The 20,515-nt window shown below is 57.5% G+C and carries 16 protein-coding genes; 5 read left to right on the top strand and 11 right to left on the bottom strand.

Annotated elements, in window-relative coordinates:
• Positions 1-123: 123 nt before the first annotated feature.
• The 6 genes from C5L10_RS31720 to C5L10_RS31695 all read right to left on the bottom strand — a co-directional run bounded on the left by C5L10_RS31720 (position 124) and on the right by C5L10_RS31695 (position 9,691).
• A complete protein-coding gene (locus C5L10_RS31720; protein ID WP_105432944.1) occupies positions 124-912 on the bottom strand; it encodes an alpha/beta fold hydrolase in 789 nt (262 codons plus the stop codon).
• A gap of 612 nt (positions 913-1,524) precedes the next feature.
• On the bottom strand, positions 1,525-1,818 hold the full coding sequence (locus C5L10_RS31715; protein WP_105432943.1) for a hypothetical protein: 294 nt from the start codon (positions 1,816-1,818) through the stop codon (positions 1,525-1,527).
• Positions 1,799-3,832, bottom strand: coding sequence for a PHP domain-containing protein (locus C5L10_RS31710; protein WP_105432942.1), 2,034 nt, complete (start codon positions 3,830-3,832; stop codon positions 1,799-1,801). The genes C5L10_RS31715 and C5L10_RS31710 overlap by 20 nt, the downstream gene beginning before the upstream one ends.
• A 414-nt stretch (positions 3,833-4,246) precedes the next feature.
• The gene (locus C5L10_RS31705) at positions 4,247-7,504 is read right to left on the bottom strand and encodes an error-prone DNA polymerase (RefSeq protein WP_105432941.1); all 3,258 of its coding nucleotides are present in this window, start codon (positions 7,502-7,504) and stop codon (positions 4,247-4,249) included.
• Positions 7,501-9,015: a DNA polymerase Y family protein gene (locus C5L10_RS31700; protein ID WP_205837114.1), complete on the bottom strand. Its 1,515-nt coding sequence runs from the start codon at positions 9,013-9,015 to the stop codon at positions 7,501-7,503. The genes C5L10_RS31705 and C5L10_RS31700 overlap by 4 nt, the downstream gene beginning before the upstream one ends.
• Positions 8,933-9,691, bottom strand: a complete 759-nt coding sequence (locus tag C5L10_RS31695) for an ImuA family protein (RefSeq protein ID WP_105432939.1) — start codon at positions 9,689-9,691, stop codon at positions 8,933-8,935. The genes C5L10_RS31700 and C5L10_RS31695 overlap by 83 nt, the downstream gene beginning before the upstream one ends.
• A 322-nt stretch (positions 9,692-10,013) precedes the next feature.
• Here C5L10_RS31695 and C5L10_RS31690 point away from each other — a divergent pair, with 322 nt between their 5' ends.
• From C5L10_RS31690 to C5L10_RS34035, 3 genes are all read left to right on the top strand, one after another.
• Positions 10,014-10,157 carry a hypothetical protein gene (locus C5L10_RS31690; RefSeq protein ID WP_172717284.1) on the top strand — a complete coding sequence of 48 codons (144 nt, stop codon included), beginning with the start codon at positions 10,014-10,016 and terminating at the stop codon, positions 10,155-10,157.
• A gap of 129 nt (positions 10,158-10,286) precedes the next feature.
• Positions 10,287-10,469 (top strand): hypothetical protein, encoded by a 183-nt coding sequence (locus C5L10_RS31685; protein WP_105432937.1) that lies wholly within the window; start codon positions 10,287-10,289, stop codon positions 10,467-10,469.
• Positions 10,423-10,629, top strand: a complete 207-nt coding sequence (locus tag C5L10_RS34035) for a hypothetical protein (protein WP_172717283.1) — start codon at positions 10,423-10,425, stop codon at positions 10,627-10,629. Before C5L10_RS31685 ends, C5L10_RS34035 begins: the two co-directional genes overlap by 47 nt.
• A gap of 132 nt (positions 10,630-10,761) precedes the next feature.
• Here the strand turns inward: C5L10_RS34035 and C5L10_RS31680 are convergent, their stop codons facing one another.
• The 3 genes from C5L10_RS31680 to C5L10_RS31670 form a co-directional block, all read right to left on the bottom strand.
• Positions 10,762-10,977 (bottom strand): hypothetical protein, encoded by a 216-nt coding sequence (locus C5L10_RS31680; RefSeq protein ID WP_105432936.1) that lies wholly within the window; start codon positions 10,975-10,977, stop codon positions 10,762-10,764.
• 42 nt (positions 10,978-11,019) lie between these two features.
• Positions 11,020-12,897 carry a DNA/RNA non-specific endonuclease gene (locus tag C5L10_RS31675; protein WP_105432935.1) on the bottom strand — a complete coding sequence of 626 codons (1,878 nt, stop codon included), beginning with the start codon at positions 12,895-12,897 and terminating at the stop codon, positions 11,020-11,022.
• Positions 12,898-13,631: 734 nt separating this feature from the next.
• Positions 13,632-14,867 carry a flagellin gene (locus tag C5L10_RS31670; RefSeq protein ID WP_105432934.1) on the bottom strand — a complete coding sequence of 412 codons (1,236 nt, stop codon included), beginning with the start codon at positions 14,865-14,867 and terminating at the stop codon, positions 13,632-13,634.
• Between the two features lie 356 nt (positions 14,868-15,223).
• On the opposite strand from C5L10_RS31670, the gene C5L10_RS31665 reads away from it, so the two are divergent.
• A complete protein-coding gene (locus C5L10_RS31665) occupies positions 15,224-16,378 on the top strand; it encodes a hypothetical protein (RefSeq protein WP_245448326.1) in 1,155 nt (384 codons plus the stop codon).
• A gap of 28 nt (positions 16,379-16,406) precedes the next feature.
• Here the strand turns inward: C5L10_RS31665 and C5L10_RS31660 are convergent, their stop codons facing one another.
• Positions 16,407-17,390: a phosphotransferase enzyme family protein gene (locus C5L10_RS31660; RefSeq protein ID WP_105432933.1), complete on the bottom strand. Its 984-nt coding sequence runs from the start codon at positions 17,388-17,390 to the stop codon at positions 16,407-16,409.
• Positions 17,391-17,533: 143 nt separating this feature from the next.
• The gene (locus C5L10_RS31655) at positions 17,534-17,965 is read right to left on the bottom strand and encodes a hypothetical protein (protein ID WP_105432932.1); all 432 of its coding nucleotides are present in this window, start codon (positions 17,963-17,965) and stop codon (positions 17,534-17,536) included.
• A 389-nt stretch (positions 17,966-18,354) separates the two neighbouring features.
• Between C5L10_RS31655 and C5L10_RS31650 the strand changes: the two genes are divergently transcribed.
• Positions 18,355-20,490, top strand: a complete 2,136-nt coding sequence (locus tag C5L10_RS31650) for a type VI secretion system Vgr family protein (protein WP_105432931.1) — start codon at positions 18,355-18,357, stop codon at positions 20,488-20,490.
• Positions 20,491-20,515 lie beyond the last annotated feature (25 nt).

Here is a 20,515-nt window from a genome sequence, read left to right as displayed (position 1 = left end):
TACGCGTTGTCGAAGATCATCGCTCAATGCTTGCGCCATCACCCACCTCATCGCTGTAGATGTTGAATCAGCTTCGGCTCGCCGCGTCACCTCACAATCGATTCATCGATCACAGGATCTGCTCTAGACGAAGTCCTGGATGGCGGCGACGACCTCGCGAGGAGCCGAGAGATTTGGGCAGTGACCAGTCGCGTCAAGGACGACCAGCGTGCTTCCCGGGATATGGTCGCGTACATACTCGCCGATCGCTTCCGATGCGATGATGTCATCCTTGCACTGGAGTATGAGCGTTCTCGCCGTCACCCGCGGCAGGTCGGCGCGATTGTCGGAAGTGAAGGTCACCCGTGCGAATGCCTTCGCGATCGCGGGATCGGTCCTGCAGAAGCTGTCGGCAAGCTCCTGCCCGAGTTCCGGGCGGTCCGAGTTTCCCATGATCGCTGGAGCCATTGCCATCGACCAACCCATGTGATTGTCCGCGAGCGAAGCGAGCAATTCCTCAATATCTGCCGGGCTGAAGCCTCCTTTATAGCCAATGTCGTCGATATAGCGGGGCGACGGGCCGACCATCACAAGCGCCTCGAACATGTCAGGAGCTTTGAGGGATGCCAAAGCGCCGATCATCGCGCTCACCGAGTGCCCCACGAATATAGCATCTTTCAGGCCAAGCGCCTCGCCGATTTCCACGAGGTCTTCGGCATAGCCGTGAAGGTCGCCGTACTTTTCAGGATCGTATGCACCGAGATCTGATTTGCCAGCACCGACGTGGTCAAACAGTACGGTCTGGAAACGGGTTTCGAATTCTGGAGCAACGAACCGCCACATGTTCTGGTCGCACCCGAAACCGTGCGAGAAGACGATTGCCTTTTCTCCATGTCCGGAGACCACAACGTTGTTACGCCGAATGACCGACATTCCACCCCCTGAGCATCGCGGCACAGTAGCATGTCCGCGCAAGAATGCACCTGCGATGTGGGGCATTGCAGGCATCAGCGGTCTGCTGCTACGGCTTTGTTGAGACGCATCGTTCTCGCAGTACGTCGTGTACCAGGTGGAACGTAAAGGGCTTCCGGATGAACGTCGCGTTGATTTAGAGACCTCGGACCTCCAAAGTACGGTTCACATGACCGCAGGACTGGTTCTCGACCATCCCCCTGCCCATGACTACTCCGATGCCCGACTTAATTCTCGGCAAGTCGCGCCGAATTGGTTTCTGTCTACGTCATCGGAAGCCCATCTGAGTCAGACTTCTTCTCCCAGACGACACTGAGGCTGTCATCAAACATGGGCGAAGCTCATGTATCGCCGCGTCGACGGCGAGTTCGTGGGTGGCGCTGATGTCGGAAGTAAAGCCATAGCGTGAAACCTTGCCCGATGTCCGGTTTGGGGCCGTTTGCAGAATGTCGGGTTGCGGGCGACGAAAGACATATAGCTGCCATTCAATCTAATAGTCAGCGATAGCAGCTTGCGACCAAAGCCCGCCTTTGTTCAGGTGGGAATTGAGGGATGAGCTATGGGGTTAAAGCATCAAGACGCGTACTTGTTAATCTCATCGAAATAAAGTCGTTCGCTGTCGTCTTTGAAGGAAGATTTACTCTCGGCGAGCGAGGATAGTTTCTGGTAAATGTGAGTGTAAACGATTCGATGGACTTCATTACGCAGATTTCCTTCGTCAGGGGCATCCATTTGGACATCACCCTCAAGAAATAAATCCAGCAGAGAAAGTAACCCATCTTTGTCAATCTCGTCAATTTTGCGCCACTCTTCGGAGCTTTGCACCCAAAAATGTCCGCACCCCTCTTCAATCTTTAAGATTTTCATAGGTAGAACTCCGTTCTTCATAGGTTTTCACCCCTGCTTCCAGGTTTCCAAGAAGTATGTCTCTTGTATTCACCTCAAATCCATCTGTAGAGACAAGCCCCTTGCTTGTTGGTGACCCGGAAAAAACTCGCCATTTGATTGTTGCATCCTCTATTTTTTTCTGAGTGTAGAGGAGGTAATCCGGGCGGATCGAGACACCGACAGTGTTATTGTGCGTGACTACGACAACGGGCATCTTCCTAGACATTTCTTTTATAATTTCATTAACTTCAGACTTCAGGAAATGGTTGTCAAATGACGATTCTGGTTCATCTATGAGGAGAATATCTGCGGAATTCGCTCCCTCAATCTGGTCTAGCAAGAAAAACTCCGACCGCTCACCTCCAGATGCAACGAGCCCATCTCTATTCAGAATCTTATATTCAACCTTGACTAGGTATCTGCTGAAATCAGCAGCTTCAACTGGAGACCCAATATTTCGGAGTTCTTGTAGGAATTCATAGGGCCTATCATACTTTTTGAAGGCGGAACTGAAGGCTTTTTGCGATCTGGAAAGCTCTTTTAGTTCGCCGCTGCCGGAAAATGGGCCGACCTGCGCAACAATGTCAAAACTACCTTTCTTCTTACGAAGCGGTATCTTTGGTTTTCGAGCGGCTTTCACCAGTTCTTCGAATTTGGCTACAGCTCTTTTGTTAGTTGCGACTCGCAGAAGATCAACGTTCGTCACACTTGTCGTAGATGACTTTCTCTGAAGCTTCGTTTTGATGTCATTAACGACACTGTTTACCCAATCCCTTTTTAGATTACCCTCAGTCTGAGTTCCGTATGAAATCATCAGCTCAATATACAACGCTCGGAGTGCGTCCAGCGGAATGTGCTTATCAATTAATGATCTATACTCAACATTGCTGACGAGGCGTTTTGTGGACTGTATCAGCGTTTCCAAGCCAGTTAGGTTTTTTTGTTGAAATGGCTCCTCGTTGTAAATGGTAGCTTTCGAGAACGCGTCGTGGCGACTTGTGTCTCGCGCATAAGTCAGCAAAGAGGAGACGTACTTCTCCACGGAGTCCAGGTCCGATTTTAGGTCGATTTCGAGCATATGGCCAACCGCATCTTGCAGGTCTGCCAAATATTCTCTGGAGAAAAGGCTTGTTTTCGAACTAAGAAAATCTTTGAATTTTCTTTCATCTTCCACCTCATCGCGAGCAACAAGATCGAATTGCCGTATATATCTAGTGTTCTCCGCGCCGAACCACTCGCATATTCTTTGAAGCGTATAAGATTTTCCAGAAGACCGATCGCCCAGTACCACATTCAATCCAGTTGAAAGCTTCTGTCCGTCGGGAAATATTTGGAAGTGGCTGTACCCGCCAGCACTCGACAAAGACACCTTATCTCTGTCCTTTAAAACCTGCCTCAGGGTACCGAACGTTAGCTCCTCACAGTCAACATATGTCTGTTTGGTAGGGAGATCGGTAAGTCTGTCACTGATTCGGCAGTCGCTAAAAAACACTGGGACGAGCATTTCGGGGTCTTTGTGGCAAGCCATGAATTTTTTAGGGCTACTGACTTCGCCGCAGTGAATAAGACCTTCGAATTTCTCCAAGGTTTCAGGACTTATACCTGGTTCCTTCAGATAATGTGGAATGATGATGTAATGACGGAGGTCGCCCAAAATAGACTTGAAGTCTTCATACCGCAGCGGCGACCCGCTCTCTCGCCATCTTTGCTCGACCAAATTGCATACACCAGCGAATCCATCTAGGTCTCGTCCGTCGGCCAAGACCAAGATGTGACATTTTTCAACATCGATCTCTATTCCCGGAAGAACAAGAATATCCAGAATTGACGTGATTTTCTCGAATTGCGCCCTATCAAATAGATTATGGTTTGTAATCGCAATGCAATCTAGTTCAGCATCCCGCACATAGCGCTTGAGATTGTCTTCGCTGAACAGAAAATCTTTATCCTGAGAGCTAGTCTTTGTGTGGATGTGTAAATCTATTTTTTTCAAGCAAACACCCCTCCATCCCGCAACAATCTAATATCGGATTTGGAAGGAGGAAACCATACGATGAATGTTAGTTGTACTTTTTTCTGCGAGGCAACCTAGTGCTCCGCTATCACGAATATCCGTTTCTGTCCGACGGTAACCTACAACCTGTCGGTGACGAGAGGGTCCTAATTGGGCAGGACCTGTCGTAGAGCGAATGTCCGTTCTTTGCGCACACGCGCCATGACGACGCTTCAGAGGTATGGCCGCTTTTGGGCATCTCACCAGCTTGCCTTTACGTCCTACTTGAAGGCGCACTCCTGTCGCAAGATTCGTCGCTTCGTGGCCGAAACAACAGCTTTCAAGCTAAGCTGAAAGCCTTCACGCCATCTCAGCGCCGATACCGAAACGAGTTCGCTGGAAACGCCCGTCCTACTAGTGAAAGTTCCGGCTCTTCACCTTCAGCGTATCGATGTGGAGGTCCTGGATATAGATGTCCCTCGCCTGCACTGCGGGCTTCGGGTGGTCCCGTGGATCGGGACCGCCGCCATGCTTGACCTGATCTCCGCGGCCATGTGGTAGCGGGAAGTCCCCGTCGCGCTCACTCAGGCTCGACAGGTCGGCCGAAAAATCGAAAAGCTTTTGGGCTACCAGATGAACCACCTCGCCTTCACGCTGGATACGGCCATGGATACCCATCATGGACGCCGTCATAAGTACCCGCCGCTGGCGTTCGAAGAGGCTCGGCCACACGACGGCGTTGACAATCCCGGTCTCGTCTTCCAGCGTCAGGAACATCACGCCCTTGGCCGATCCGGGCCGCTGCCTCACGAGAACCAGCCCCGCCGTCCAGAGCCACCTTCCGTCACGCTCTCCCATCGCCTCGGCGCAGGTGACTATCTTTTTCGCCTCGAGGTCCTTGCGAAGGAACGACATCGGGTGGGCGCGCAGGGTCAGTCCGGTATTCGTATAGTCCTCGACGACCTCCCTGCCTTCGGTCATCGATCTTAGGACGACTTCGGGCTCCTGCATCTCGGCGACGGTCGCGGCCTCGCGCTCGGCCGCGGCTGCCCATAACTCCAGCGGCTCGTCGCGCATCGCCTTGATGTCCCACAGTGCCTGACGGCGTTCGAGACCTAGAGACGGAAGGAAGGCATCCGCGTGGGCGAGCTTAACCAGGGACGCCGTCGGAATCCCCGACCGCCGCCACATGTCGTCGGCGCTTTCGAACGGCTGGTCGGCGCGGGCCAAGATGATGCGCGCGGCGTCGATCTCGGAAAGCCCTTTGACAACCCGCATTCCCAACCGGACGGCGAACCGATCAGATTTGCCGATCCGTTCCATGGTGCAGTCCCAGCGTGATGCGTTCACGCAAACGGGCCTGACTTCGACGCCATGCTGACGGGCGTCGGTGACGATCTGCGCGACGCTATAGAAACCCATCGGCTGGCTGTTGATCAGGGCGGCGCAGAAAACGTCAGGGTGATGGCACTTTACCCACGAGCTCGCATAGGCGATGAGGGCGAAGGAAGCGGCATGGCTCTCCGGGAAGCCGTAGCTTCCGAAGCCTTCCAGCTGCGTGAATGTCTTCTCGGCGAACTCGCGGGTGTAACCGTTCTTCACCATGCCATCGACGAGCTTGTCCTTGAACTTGCTGACCCCGCCCGTGAACTTGAACGTGGCCATGGCCCGTCTCAGCTGGTCGGCCTCTCCCGCCGAAAAGCCCGCGCAGACCATCGCGACCTTCATGGCGCTCTCCTGGAACAGCGGAACGCCGAGGGTTTTGCCAAGGACGGCTTCGAGTTCCGGCGTCGGGTATTCGACCTTTTCCTTGCCTTCCCGGCGGCGAAGATAGGGATGAACCATGTCGCCCTGGATCGGTCCCGGCCGGACGATCGCCACCTGGACGACCAGGTCGTAGAACGTCCTTGGCTTCAGGCGCGGCAGCATTGCCATCTGGGCACGGCTCTCGATCTGGAATGTCCCGAGCGTGTCGGCCTTACGGATCATGGCGTAGGTCTTCGAATCCTCCTGCGGGACGTCGGCAAGGCTCATCGGCTCGTTCTTGTGTTCGGCCAGGAGTTCGAACGAGCGAGCCATGCACGACAGCATTCCCAGGGCCAGAACGTCCACCTTCATGAATTTCAGGGCTTCGATGTCGTCCTTGTCCCACTCGACGACCTGGCGGTCCTTCATGCTGGCCGGCTCGATCGGCACGAGGTCGTCCAACCTGTCCTGTGTCAGGACAAACCCGCCCGGATGCTGGCCGAGATGCCGGGGCGCGCCCATCAGCTGGGACGCGAGGTCCAGCGCCAGCTTCAGGCGGTAGTCCGCCGTGTTCATGTTGTTCTCTTTGAGCTGTTTCTCCCCGACGCCTTCCGACCAGCCCCAGACCCCGGACGACAATTGCGTTATAAGGTCCTCAGGCAGTCCGAGCGCTTTCCCGACGTCGCGCAGCGCGCCCTTTGCCCGATAGCGGGTGACCGTGGAGCAGAGAGCCGAGCGCGAACGCCCGTAGGTCTCGTAAATCCACTGGATGACCTCCTCGCGGCGGGAGTGCTCGAAATCGACGTCGATATCCGGCGGCTCGTTGCGCTCCATCGACACGAAGCGCTCGAACAACAGGTCGGATGTCTCGGGATTGATGCTGGTGATCCCAAGACAGTAGCAGACGGCCGAATTGGCGGCGGACCCGCGTCCCTGGCAGAGGATGTCCTTCGAGCGGGCGAAGCGAACGATCGAGTAGACGGTCAGAAAATAGGGCGCATACGACATCTTCCTGATGAGATCGAGTTCGTGAAGGATCGCCTTTCGGACTTTCTCCGGGATGCCTTCGGGATAACGCTCTGCTGCACCTTCCCAGGCGAACTTCGTCAGCGACTGCTGGGCATCGAGACCGGGAACTAGCGCCTCCTCCGGATACTGGTACTGGAGTTCGGATAGGTCGAACTTGCAGCGATCGACGATCTCGCGGGTGCGGGCAAGCGCCTCCGGGTACTCGGAAAACAGACGATGCATCTCCTCGGGAGCCTTCAGAAACCTGTCGGCATGCCTTTCCCTGTCGAAGCCCACGCTGTCGATCGTGGTGCGGCTGCGGATGCAGGTCACGATATCCTGGAGCTGGCGGCGAGAGGGATCATGAAACAGCACGTCGTTAGTGACGACCGTTTTGACCTTGTGGCGAAACGCGATGTTAGACAGGTTGTGCAGGCGCAGCCTGTCGTTCGGACGACGGCGAAGGCATAGGCTGACATAGGCGCGGTCACCAAAGATGGCAGAGACCTTGCGGAGCTGTCCCGCATAGACATCATCGGCTTCGTCCGGGATCAGGACGGCGATCAGGTGGTCGCTGTAGGCTTCCACGTCGTTGAGATTAAGGATGCACTTTCCCTTGCCGCCCCTGCTCTTCCCCAACGACAGCAGGCGGGTGAGCCTGGAGTAGGCAGGACGGTCGGTCGGGTAGACAAGGAGCGACATGCCGTCGGCGAGATCGAGACGGCAGCCGACAACCAAGCGAACGCCCCTCGTCTTCGCCGCCTCCCAAGAGCGGACTATGCCAGCAAGGCTATTGCGATCCACGACAGCAAGCGCGTCGATTCCCATCGCAGCCGCGGTGGCGAAGAGTTCGTCGGCGGAACTCGCTCCCCGCAAGAAGCTGAAATGCGTCGTGACCTGGAGCTCGGCGTATTTCATGCGAAGACCCCGTGGAGGAACCACTTGTGAGAGCCTGTCGCCGTATCGACGCCGTCACCCGCCCGGTAGACCCAGAGGCGTTCGCCGTTCTCGTCCTCGACGACGAAGTAGTCGCGGACAGCTTCCATTTCGCGCGGACGCAACCACCACTCGCCGAATATGCGCTCGGGGCCGTCGGCCCGGACGATGCGCCGTCGTTTGCCACGCCAGTTGATGACGACAGGCGGCTGGTCCGGCAGGACGGCGATGGTCTCGATCTGCTCCGGACGGGCCAGCAGTCGCGACGGACGAGGCCACTTCACGGCCCAGTCTGCCCCCGTTTCGTCCGCGGTCGAAGCTATCCTCATGACCGACCGCTCGGGGACATCGGAAGCTACCGGCGTCACTCGATACAGGCGCTGACCTCGATTTCCGAGGATATCGATGAGCGGGGTCACATCGACGACCTGTTCCTCGATCAGCGATGACGCGATCTGCCGCTCTTCCAGCGGCTCGGTCATCACCGCGACGAGGACCATCTTGTCGATACCGAAGCCGGGATCGATCTTTTCGATCTGGTCACAGATAAGCTTCGACAGCCGAGCGGGATCGCGGACAGGCTTCTGGAGACCAGCCCGGACAGATTGCCTCGTGTTGTCGACGCGATGGACGACAAGGTCGGAACGACGAACGCCGAGGCCGCGCTTCTCGAGCCTGGCTGTAAGCTCGGCTACCAATTTTCGGATGTATTTCGCGATCGTCTCTGCCGCGCCGATGGGTTCCTGAAAATTCCGGGAAACTTCGACAAGTTCAGGTGTTCGCAAAGGCTCGATGGGTTCGGCCACCCGACCAAAAAGCTGATCGAGCCGCCGTGCGACTTCCGCCCCGAAACGCAGGGTCAACGGAGCGCGGGGCATCGCCGACAGTTCGCCGACCGTCTCTACGCCGAGGGTCCGAAGGCCCTGGATGGTGTCGGACGGCAGTCGTAGGCAGTGGATGGACAGCTCGACCACGGCCTTGCTGACGCCTCCGACGGGAACAACCGTGGTCTCTGCAGTCGTCATGCGGGTGATCGCATGGGCAGCACCCCATGTGTCCGCAACGGCGGCTCTCGCCGTCAGGCCGCGGCTGCGGAGCAGATTGACGAGGCCCGAGATCAACATCTCTTCCCCGCCGCGCAGGTGGTCGGCACCCTCGATGTCGAGTACGAGACCATCCACGCCATCGACGGCGACGACGGGGCTGTATTGCCGGAGTGCCCACAGCGCCAACCGCTCGAGCGCGGCAGCGTCCGCAGCCGGGTCGGCGTCGATCATCGTCAGGTTCGCGATGACGGCCTGAGCTTTACTGGCGGCCATGCCGACGCGAAGGCCGACCTTGCGGGCAGCAGTGTCGGCGGCCGACACCCAGCGCTTCGAGCCACTCCGCGAGATCACGACAAGTGGCTGGTCAGCTGGCACGGCTCCCTTGCCATGACGACGTATCCGATCTGTCGCGAGATACGGGAAGTAAACTGAGACGACCCTTGGCATCGCATGCTCCTAACTCAAACTCGGCACACTCGCCCGCCTTGACACGCATTAGTTCCGCCAGCCATCTGGCCCGCCCAACGCCCGCAGTTGGCAACGGCTCGGAAGGAAGTACGCTGACACGCCACCTCGTCGTCGAAGCCGTGGGGTTTCCGAAGTCCGCGGCCTCGGTCTGCCGCCTCCACCTCCTGACGACCAGCCCCATCGTTCCCGTCTTCTCGGCGGCCAACTGAAGGCGGCGGGAGGCCGTCATCGGCAACCGCACCAGTTCACCTACGACGGCCGCAAGACCGCCAAAGGCCAGACCCTCCTCCATTGACGCCAGAACGTCCTCCTCCTTGTCGGATTCGCAGAATATGACCCGGTCGGGATGGAGGCCCGCCTGCGAAAGCGCCGGGGCGAAGAGATCGGGGCGGGTCAGACACCATAGGACCTTGCCCTTTGATCGCGCAGCAATCCCAGCCGTGAACAGGGCCGCTGCTGCGCCGTCCACCGTTCCGGAACCGCCGCCTGCGACCTCATGAAGCGCGCCGTATGCCAGGCCGCCTCCCGGGAGTCGCTCATCGACCTCGGGGACACCGAATGGCAGCACCACCGCCTTCCGGGATGCGCAACCTTCCAGGTGCGCGATGCGCTCTCGGAGCTCTTCGACGACCCGAGAGTTGCGGGCATGCGACATCGTTCACGACCCTCCTCAGGTTCGCGTTGCACAGGACTTCATGTCCCTCAAAACGGCTGATGTTCTTCTTCTGTTCCGCCCAAAAGGAAGAGTCAAGCTGGTCCGAATTGGTTTTTTAGCCGACGCTAACAATCAATTTTTGGAATCGTGAAATGAATCAGCACTCTAAGCCCATTCCGCTAAATGACCGGCTCGATTGATTTTTCGGGACGGCGGCGGTTGAGCCTTGCCCGATGGGTGGGCTGGGTACATGGTGCGGGCTTACTGGAGATGGAGGAGCGAGATGGCAAAGCCCGTAAAGCGAAGCATCAGGGTCAAGACCTTGAAGAACGTCTCCCTCGGTTCCTGTCTTGACGAGGCCGGATTCAAGCCGCTTGAACGGCGCATCAAGATCAAAGCAGGCATCGATCAGCCTCCATTGAACAAGCCAAAATCAACGCCTGCGACGGAAAAACCGGCCGACTAGCCAGGCTTCACCGTCTGGGACCGTACGGAGTCCTGAGATACCTTGGCAGCGCCCGCTCTTGCGATATCTTGGGGGCCCTGATGGCGCGGAGCCATCGAGTGTGACAGTGGCCTTGTACAGGAGTGGAAGATGACGAATTCCGTCAAAGTCATCCCCGAAGACGAGCAGTTCACCGTCCGCGTTGTTGAAGACGGTGAAGTCTCCGAGAAACATTTCTCATTCGAGAAGTTCGCCCGTTCGTGGGCTGATGGGCAGAAGGTAAGACTTGATCAAGCCAACGGAACCGACGACGCTCGTCGAGCGCATGGCTGACTTGCTTAGCCGACTAAACGTCCTTGGCTTCCCAATTGCCTGCCGCAACTTTCCGCCGCCAGAAAAACTTGTAATCAAGGTCTCTGATGCGGATCGAGATCATATAGCGCCCCTTCGCTTCGGCTTCAGCATCGACTACGCCGAAACGTCGCTGACCTGACAAAGGCTACCAGTCACCCGCGATCAGGTCGGCCAGTTCCTCATCCATTGGCGGCTCGTTATCGTTGGCCGCGCCCTCCCGCAACTTCAGAAAGTTTGGCTCTGGGAGCACAGCCACGCAATCGGTGGCGACTCAACGCACATTGAATTGGTCGAAGCTGGAAATAAGTTGACGTCCCTCTCCGACTTCGGGCAGGTCGCCACCCGCCGTGTCGTGGGTAACAAGCATCGAGAAATCCAGACCGCTCCGCTTTCCGATATCCTTGACTGACGAGCGGAATTCTTGAACGTTGACCCTTGCGTCCTCGTCAGGTCGAGGCGTGCTCTTTGGGCGCTTGATCGGCAGCAAGCGCGTCTGATCCGCGACAAGGCCAACTACCTTGAGGCCACCCTATCCATTCCAGACTACGATCTTCCAGAATGCGTTCGGGATGAGCACGTCTTCCGCGTATTGAGGCTGGGGCGCGTCGAACAAAGGTCCTTGAAGAACCGTCAATTGTTTGTCCAGGCCTGTCGCCCAGAGTCCTTGCTCGAGGACGTACCGCTCTATGCCTTGCCAGAACTGTATTGTCTGATTGAACTTCCAGTGTTGGGGAGAGCAGTTGGTAAAATGGAAGGTATCGTAGTTCGCGCGACGTGCGTTCGGCCCCCACGTCGGATCGTTTCGCCTTGTCAGGTGTCCCCGATCGAAATAGTGGCTCCACTCCCCATAAAAATCATTCGTGAGCGTGTATTCCTCGGCGATCCGGGTGTCCTTGTACCAGCTGTCGCCCTCCCGCTCCGGCTGATTTTCGGCAGGCAGTCCCGTCTTCCGGTCGATGGCGACGTAGGTCTCACCGTCGATATTCGTGGCGGTGATCATCGCAATTTTGCGCTCGCGGTGCATCACCACGCTGAAGTTTTCGTACGGCAGCTCTCCGGTCGCGCGGCCCTCGCGCTGTTCGATTAACGGGGCGATGCTGGCCTTGACCGGCTCAACTACCACGCGGAGGTCTATCTCGAGGCCGGGCACGAATTCGGGATTAAAGCCGCGGCGGCTGGAATAGTCGCGATCGATCCTGGCCGCTTCCGCCTTCGAGATGGGAGCAGTGGTAAGGTCGCGCAGAGCGGGCGACGAATCCTGCCCAGGCGTTCCGAGACGGACGATGATTTCAAGCGGAACGACTATTTTGGCTTCCGTGCCAGAACTGCTCATGACGCTGTCTTCCCGCTTGTTGCTGGTTTCATAGTGAACCGACAAGGTCTCGGCCTTTTGTGGATGTTCTTCGTCATCGGTATCGGGATGCGTCGGTGTCGGAGTAAGTTCCCTCTCGGCGGGAGCTTCATCCTTCCAGAGTACAAGTGCACCACCGAGCAGCTCTCTCTGCCGACCTGACAGCCCTTCCATCCGCGCACTCAGGTCGTCGTAGATGGCACTAATCCGAATACCCTCGTTGACCAGACGCGGCTTCGAGCTGTCGCCAACTGCTGCCTCGTTGTCCACCTCGCCATAGTGATGGAGAGCGATGACATCCCAAAAGTCGTTGAACACTCCCGCCCCAGACGATCCCTTAAGCGTGTCTGTTTCGTAAAGCAGGAGACCGTCAACCTCGTCGCGATCGACAATCAGGTTGTTCCGCAGGACCACGCTCTTCCACTGGCCCTCGGGGTGCTGAATGATGTTCGCGTTGATGCCCTTCTGGTGGCGATCGGGTGTTCGGCTCAAAGCGGCGAAGCCGTAGTCAGCGAGTCTTCCCGAACCTTGAATCCGCTCGCCAACAGCGATAAGCGCGTAGTCGAACTTCGCCTCGTCCGACGAGAGGAAAAATGTCCGAGGATCGAGGCGGAAAGTGGTCCTGGGCCGAGGTCGACCGTTCTCATCCAACTCGTCGTCGAAAATGATCTGCGTAAGCTCGGCGTCTGCCTCGTTATTGATAACGTGCTGGTTGGTCAGGAAAAGTTGGGGACTGACCAGAAAGCCTGTTCCCGTCCGGGATTCCCAACGGCTCTCGAGAGCGACTCGGGCTATGGCCTTCATCGCACGTGCGCCGGCAGTCAGAAACGCCGCCTGCTGGAAATCGTTTGTTCCGACCTGCGCCTCGGCATGACCAGCCTTCCGGTCGATCCTCTGCGTATAGGCCACAGCCCTTGTCACATCGGGTTCCGCCAAGCGCCAATTACCTTCAGCAACGAGCAGTCGGGTATTCGTCCGATTGGTCTCGGTTGCCGCGATTCGCCGTTTTATCGCAGCGATTGTGTCAGGCCGAAGCCCTGCTTTTCTCTCGGTCATTCCGCCTCCCCCAAAGCATCAAACGAGCAGATGGGCCCCAAGAAGGGACACGAATTCGCACTTCACGCGGTTCATACGGCATCCCCTCCCTCTACAGCCGGGGATTGGTGTGACACATTAGGCTCTACCGCATTACAGCACAATGACGGGTTGACGACATAACCGGATTTTCCGTGTATCGGCGGTTTGAACAAGTCCTCGCAGTCACTCGCCGCGTTCGCGACTCAGGACATCCAGCCGCGGAATCTCGCCAGCGAGCAGGAGTTGCCGACGCTGACGGTAATGTCCATGGCGTCGTCTCTGCCTGCGATTTCCGCGACGGTCGGCGTGTCCGCCATGGAATGCAATCCCAGATTGGCAAGCAGCGAAACAATATACGCGCGTTACTTTACATCGCCCAAAGCCTCTGCGTGCTAGATGACCTGGTTGAACGAACCCGCCCCCGCGTCAGAAAAAAGACGATATCAACATCGTAGAGTTTGCTAAGGTTTGCGGAGTCCCTGGGGTATAACCGCTAGCTTCAGTCCGCGCAATTTACGGGCGTAGAGCGACCTGAGCGCACGGAGCGGAGAAGCCGTGACGGCAACATCGGTTGTGGGCAAACGTTCTGGAGTGACATTCGGCAGACTTTGAGGAACCCCTCCCCTGAGCAGCCGCGGCGTAGCGCCAGCGTCGATCGGGTTGAACCGCGATTTAAGTGCCTTCCGAGACATCACCCGGTTTCACGCCAGACTCTATCGGAAGAGAGTGACAATACTATCTGCAGCCGCGTTGGCGATTGAGAGGGATTGGGTGGCCAGCTGCCGCTGTGTCTGCAGTGCCTTCAGTCGAGTGGACGCTTCGTTCATGTCCGCGTCGACGAGACGTCCTACACCGCGATCAATAGTATCGGTAAGGCGCGACACATACTCCTGCTGCAGTTCGATACGCATGGAAACCGATCCCAGCTTTGCAGCGGCATTCACCATTTTCTCCAATTGGCGATCTACGAAGGGTACCAATGAAGCAATAACTTGATCGTCACTTGCATAGGTTCCAAGGCGCAGCGCTGTCTTGTTCTCCTGCATTTTCGTTATATCGAGCGTCAATACCGAAATTTCGTTAGCGTAGTGGGTCGCTCCGATTGCAGCTTCAGTACTCGTCTCAACGACGGGACTCCGCTCCATTCGCGGGAAGGTCGGCCATGCACGAACGTAAGCCCCCTCAAACAAGATGTAAGGGAGAGAAGGGAACATCGGGTCAAAGTAGACCTCGGGGTTCGTCTCGTCCCTGATCCAGGTGGGACCTAACTCGAACGTCCTGACATAAAGGTCCTGCGCCGGGCTTGCCCAAAAGCTTTGAATACCGGAATTCCTCGCGCCAACGAGAATGCCTTGGTCCAAGATGCCGCCGTGATTGCCCGTAAGGTCAATTAAGACGTTCGTCTCGTCCAACTCCACGTCGATTGTTCTGACGGCAACGTTGCCTGAAGTATCCCGGTTGAAGGCTCCTACAATCTGCTTCTGCTGCGCATCCCCAGCCACATATCCACGACTGGCGGCGTCGAATTTTCCGCTGATGTCAGCCTGGAGCCAATTCTCGCCAGAGAACGAGGCAGAGGAGGCGATGCTCTTCAACTGGCTTTGTAACTGGCTGATTTCTTCCTGAATCTTACCACGATCAACGCCTGACTCGGACGCTGCGACGAGCTTGTTTTTGATCTCCGCGACAACATCGATCGACGACTCCATTGCGGCGTATGCCGTATCCACCTTCGCAGCACCAAGACCGATGGCGTCCTTGACTGCGGAAAGCGCTCCATTGTCCGACCGCATGGTCGTAGCGATCGACCAGTAAGCAGCATTGTCCGAGGCAGACGCCACACGCAGCCCCGTAGAGACCTGCCTTTGCGTCTCCACCATATTCCCTGCGATGTGTCGCAGCGTTTGGAGCGCAGAAATCGCGCTAGCATTCGTGAGAAGGCTCGTCATAACAGGCTCATGTGATTGGGATTGTTGGACGCTTCATGCGCGCTAGGTAGACGGTGGCATCAAATGCGGAGATGGTTAATGATTGGTAAAAAATGAATGTCACATCTAGCAGCAGGCCGCTCCGGCTTCCCGGTGAGCTGAGACCAAGCCGTCCTCCGGCAATTTCGGAGAGTCTTGGGTCAAATGCCGCGCCGACCTCTGCTGTGACTTTCAATTTGGGGGCGTCCTATTGAGGCAGCCACGCCTCCTAAAGTCACCAACTTGGTAAGGCTTCCATTGAAAGTCGGTTGCACCAGTATATTTGTCGCGCGGCGGCTTTAACATTGGCGACGACACAGGGAACGGCAGACGTTTTGATGCGGAAACGGGAATTTCTGGCGGGCGCGGCCGCAGTCATGCTTGCAGGCATTCATGGAGGGCAGGTGATGGCGGCATTGAACGACAACGTGGATGTCGCAGCGCTCGCAATCCTGCGGCCCGGTATGCCGATGGCGAAGGTCGAGGCAGCAATGGGTTCCGCCTGGAAGCCACCTGCCCCACACAAGGGTGGCAAGATTGACCTGCTCGAAAACAGCCATGGGTTCGTCGCGTGGATCGATCAGGACGGCTTGATCGGCATGCTCAACTACAATCATCGCTTCCTGCACCCGGTCGACGGGATCGCGATGGAGATGAAGATCGAGCAGGTGCGCGCCGCCATGGCCTCTCTCGAGATCGGCGACGACCTGCCGATGATGCGAGGGGTGCGCATGGGTGTGCGGCGGTTTCCCGAGGGCTATACTCTACGTGTCCGCCTCACCCTCGAAACGGTCAACGAAATCGTCTTTTCCAACCCGGAGGCCGAGTATCCGGAACCGACTGAACCACCCTACCCGGCGGCCGCAGGCATTGCCGGTGCGCCTTTCGCGGACCCAAACCTCAAGCTCGTAGTCCTGTCTTCGCTTCTCGACGCGAAGCAGATCGATCTCGGCTCCCCTGAACAGCTCGCCACGCACGTCCTCCGTCGAGCGGTCGATCTCGAGCACGAGGGATACGAGATCATCTCCGAGGCCCGGGACTACCTGGAGCGGTATCCGCTGACCGACGAGCTTCTCGCCGCCGTGGAGGAGATCGAGTTCGACGGCGGTGGAACGGTCTATGAATACACCTGGTATTTCTGGGATGGCGAAGATAACGCCTTCGACGTCAAGGACCTGTCGGGGATCGAGCTCTGCCGGAACCTCAAGAGCTTTTCCGCGATCTCGATGATCGGAGAGGTCGATGTACGCACCCTTCTGCCGTTCCGCAAACTGGAATCCCTGAACCTCAGCACCGGGATGAACCGTATCGAGGCTCTGCTCGACTTGCCTGCCCTGAAAGAAGTGCGGGTTCTCAACGACGAGTTTTACAATGAGGTCACGACCGCCGGCACGCCGACCAGACGCATCTTCGAGGCGCTGAAGGATCGCGGGGTCCGCGTGTGGGTCCACTGGGTGTCTGCCACGGAGCCTACCCCACCTGCGTTCGAATGAGTTGTGTCGAAACTCGGCGACGCCGACCTCAGAATAGACGGTCGGCAAACCGATCCGTCTCCCAGGTCTTGAGGAACGTAGCTTCCCGAGCGACCCAGCCGACAGCGTTGGTACCCCATTCTTGCGATCGGCTGGCGTACTCCCCCATCAGCCAGAAGTGGCGGACGATGACAAAACGCTGTGCTGCCTCGAAGTCGTAGGGGGCAATCGGCCGCACCGCTCGATATCCCTCGATGAACGCGTCCCACATTGGTGTCAGCTTCCGGCCGAAAGACACCTTCGCCCACAGGAACACGGACAGGTCGTACGCGAGGTATCCGGGGCCTCCGTCATCGAAATCGAAGAAGACCGCGTCGCCCGCGTCGTTGATCCTGGCATTGAAGCCATGACAGTCTCCGTGACAATACGTCCACGTCAGATTGCGGAGCGCGTCGATCGCCTTGGCGGTGCGCGAGGCGATATCTTCAAGGTCGCTAAGGACTTTGGCGTCTTCCACGATTCCGCTATCGCGTATCCGTGTGAGCGGCCGGTGCAGCAAGTGTTCGAGGTCGAGCCAATACAATGCTCCGTCAGACGAAAATGTCTCGGCTGCATTGTGCATCAGAGCGAGGGTCTTCCCGTTGGCCCGCGCATCGGCAGCATCGGTCGCGTTAGGCTCTCGGCCAGCGACCGCCTGAAAAAGCACGCCTTCACGCACCCCTTCTGGAGCGCGTCCTTTGGTGTAGAGGGCACCATCACGCGTCGGGATGGGTGCAGCGACCGGCACGTCTCGCCGCGAAAGATGGTCGAGGAAAGCCGTCTCGGTTTCGACATCGGCTCGACCGCGGGCCCGGACGTGGGAAAGTCGGAAAACGAAACGCTGACCGCTGTTGTCGGTGACGAGATAGACGTCGTTCAAACCACGATGAAGCATCCGGCAGCGAACCGACCCTGCAATTGCATAGTGCTGTTCTATGAACCGTTCGATCGACGCAGCCTGAGGGGTCGAATATAACGGATCGAAGTCCAGCATCTCAGGCGTCCATGTAGCAGCGTTGGGAAGGTCGCAGAATAGGGTATTCTTTGACAGCCGCAATGACTGAAGGTCGGCTCGACGCGGAGTTTAATTCAGCTGAATCGATCCGGAGATTCGAGACCTCTATTGAAACACCCCCGCTACCGGTTGATCGCTGATCGTGTTTGCCAGGCGGCAGTCCCCACCCAGAAGATCAAGAACAATGCCATCGGCAGCAATGACCGCAGGGCTAGCCATGCATCTGTCTCCAACAGTGGTGCCGTGACGCTGACAATCACCAGGCTGATGAGACTGCATAGGCACAGCCCGACGTAGGTCTGCCGCCACTGTGCGTTGGATAGCAACGAATGCTCCTCGAAGATAACGCCTGGCGGTGACTTCGCAGCCAATGCCGCAAAGATGAAGATCGCGGGTAGAAGCGATACGGACAATCGGGTCTTGACGAGAGATACAGACTGCGGGTGCACCATCGCGGAAAGCCCGTAAGTGATGATGGCGTTGATGATGAAGACCAGAACCGATCGCCAAAAGATGCTCCAAAATATGCGAATAAAACGGATCGTCGTCGCCATTTTCGCCACTATATCTCGGGAACGGAATATGCGCCTGTTCAATGCGATGTCAGTTTAAGGTATCGTATGAGCAGGGCAATGCCCTTTGCAAGGTCGCAGAATAGGCAGTTCTGCAAGGCCCGGATTACTTCTTCTGACCCACTCCGGAGTGGGCACCTTGCTGGCGGTCCTAAAGCGGTCTCTAAGCCGATCACTATCCATCATTCGAACCCAAATCGCCCTGACGGAAGACGCCTGTCGTCGGGGCCGTCACCGATCGGCAGCAGCAGAACGGTCGCGCCTGTCCACCGCTTGCAAACCGCAGGTGATGCCCTAATTTCTCCACACGCTGCGGCTGAACGTGACTAAGTGTCGGGCCGAGACCTTTGACGGGGGCCAAGAGGGTATTCATGAACGACCAGCCTTTAGGTAGCGATTTTATCCAGGCATCGAGAGTGATCAAAATCTCCTCGCCGCTGGGCGAGAACGTCCTGCTTCCGGAGAGAGCCCGCGTCACCGAGGGTGTCAACAAGCTTTTTGAAATCCAGGTTTCGGTACGGTCCAAACACGACATCGCGCCGGCCGACCTGATCGGCAAACTCGTCGATGTCGAGCTGGAAGTTCTGCAGGGAGAAGACGCAGAAGCGCCAGTCCATCGCTGCTGGAATGGATTGGTCACAGAACTGCATGAAGGTCCTTCGGTGACGAGAGGACTCCGCTCCTATCAACTCGTGCTGCGGCCCTCCCTGTGGCTCCTGTCTCAGACGCGCGACTCGCGCATCTGGATGGATCAGACGGCTATCGATGTTCTCGACACGCTGATGCAAGAACATGGGCTGAAGCATGCCGACACGAGCGGCGTCCTCAGCCCAAAACCGCTCCACTATTCGTGCCAGTTCAACGAAAGCGATCTTCGTTATCTCTTCCGGCGGTTCGAGGAGGACGGATATTTCTGGTGGTTTACGCATCGCAAGGGCGCGCATACGCTGCATTTGGTCAACCACACCTCCGGCTGGCTTGACCCCTCCGACGCCGCCCAGGGTGAAGGCAGGGTCAGGCTCGCGCGCGGCAGCTCGAACCAGAACCACATCCGCGAGTGGATGCGCCGCTTTTCCTATGTGCCAGGAAGCCGCACAGGAGCGGACTGGAACTACAAGACCTTCGGCACCATCCCACAAAACACCACGCCGTCGCTGGTCGATTTGCCCGGCAATGACAGGCGGGAGGTGTTCGAATGGCCGGCACGGGCAATGATGCACGACGAGGCAGAACAGGTGGAGAAGCTTCGCTCGCAGGCAAGCGAAGCGGATCACGAGCGGGTGACGGGGGCGTCCACGGTTCGCGTCCTTGAACCGGGTCGTCGCTTCACGCCATACGACGTGGCCAATCCGGACGCGCTCTATGAGGAGCATGTCATTGTTTCTGCCGAGCACGTTATCATCGACCGTTCCTACGAAACGGATTCCAGCACGGAACCGGAATATCGCAACACGTTCGAGGCGATCCCGTCACGGGTTCCTCTGACCCCGCATCGCACCACGCCCAAGCCGAAAATAGAGGGCTTGCAGGTCGCGGTTGTCGTCGGGCCTGAGGGTGAGGAAATCCACTGCGATCCGGACGGCTGCGTAAAGCTGTGGTTCCCGTGGCAGCGCCATCGCGCCAGGAAGGACGGGTCCGACACCAAGTGGGTCAGGGTCGCCACCAACTGGGCCGGCCAGGGCTGGGGCGGCCAGGTAATCCCACGGATCGGAATGGAAGTACTCACGGCATTCCTGGACAGTGATCCCGATCGGCCGATCGTCGTTGGCTTGGTGCCCAATCCGAAGAACAGGGTTCCATACCAACTTCCGGCCAACAAGACCAAGAGCGTGTTCCGGACCAACACGCACAAGGGGACCGGGTTCAACGAACTGACCTTCGAAGACGAGAGAAACCGTGAGGAAATCTACCTTCATGCCCAGAAGGACTTTACGGCCAAGGTCGAAAATCATGCGACCGAGCGCGTAGATGCCAACAAGATCGTCTCCGTGGGCGGCATGTCCCTGACCGAAGTCGAGAGGTCGAGCACGCAAAACATCGCTCAGAACCTGTCCATCAATGTCGGCACGGGCTCATTTGGCAATCTCATCAGCGGCGAGGCCCGCCGTGATCCCTTTGGTATGCGTCCCGCCGGCTATTTCCTGAGCCATTCTCTCGACCAGGCCGTTGGGCGGGGCAATCTCAGTATCGACGCGGCCAACTCCATCCGGATAAATACCACATCAGCGTACAGCATCGAGGTGTCAGGGGTGTATCTCACGACTGTAGGTGCCGCCTATACGGTCAATGTCGGCGGAGCCGCGTTCATTTCCACGGGGCAGGATTCGAGAGAGGTGGTCGCAAAGAAGAAGATGATCGACGCCCATGGCGAGATACATTTCCGATGCGGCAAATCGGAAATCTTGATGCAGCCAGACGGCACGATCACGATGAAGGGCGTCAAGCTAATCGTCCAGGAAGAGGAGCATATCGATATGAAGGCCGCCCGCATTGACCTTAATTCCTAGAGGACGACGGGATGCGAAATCTACG

The organism is Neorhizobium sp. T6_25 (assembly GCF_002968555.1).
GTDB lineage: Bacteria > Pseudomonadota > Alphaproteobacteria > Rhizobiales > Rhizobiaceae > Neorhizobium.
The sequence above is the reverse complement of the archived record's forward strand: the minus strand, read 5'-3'. Positions and strand labels throughout refer to the sequence as shown.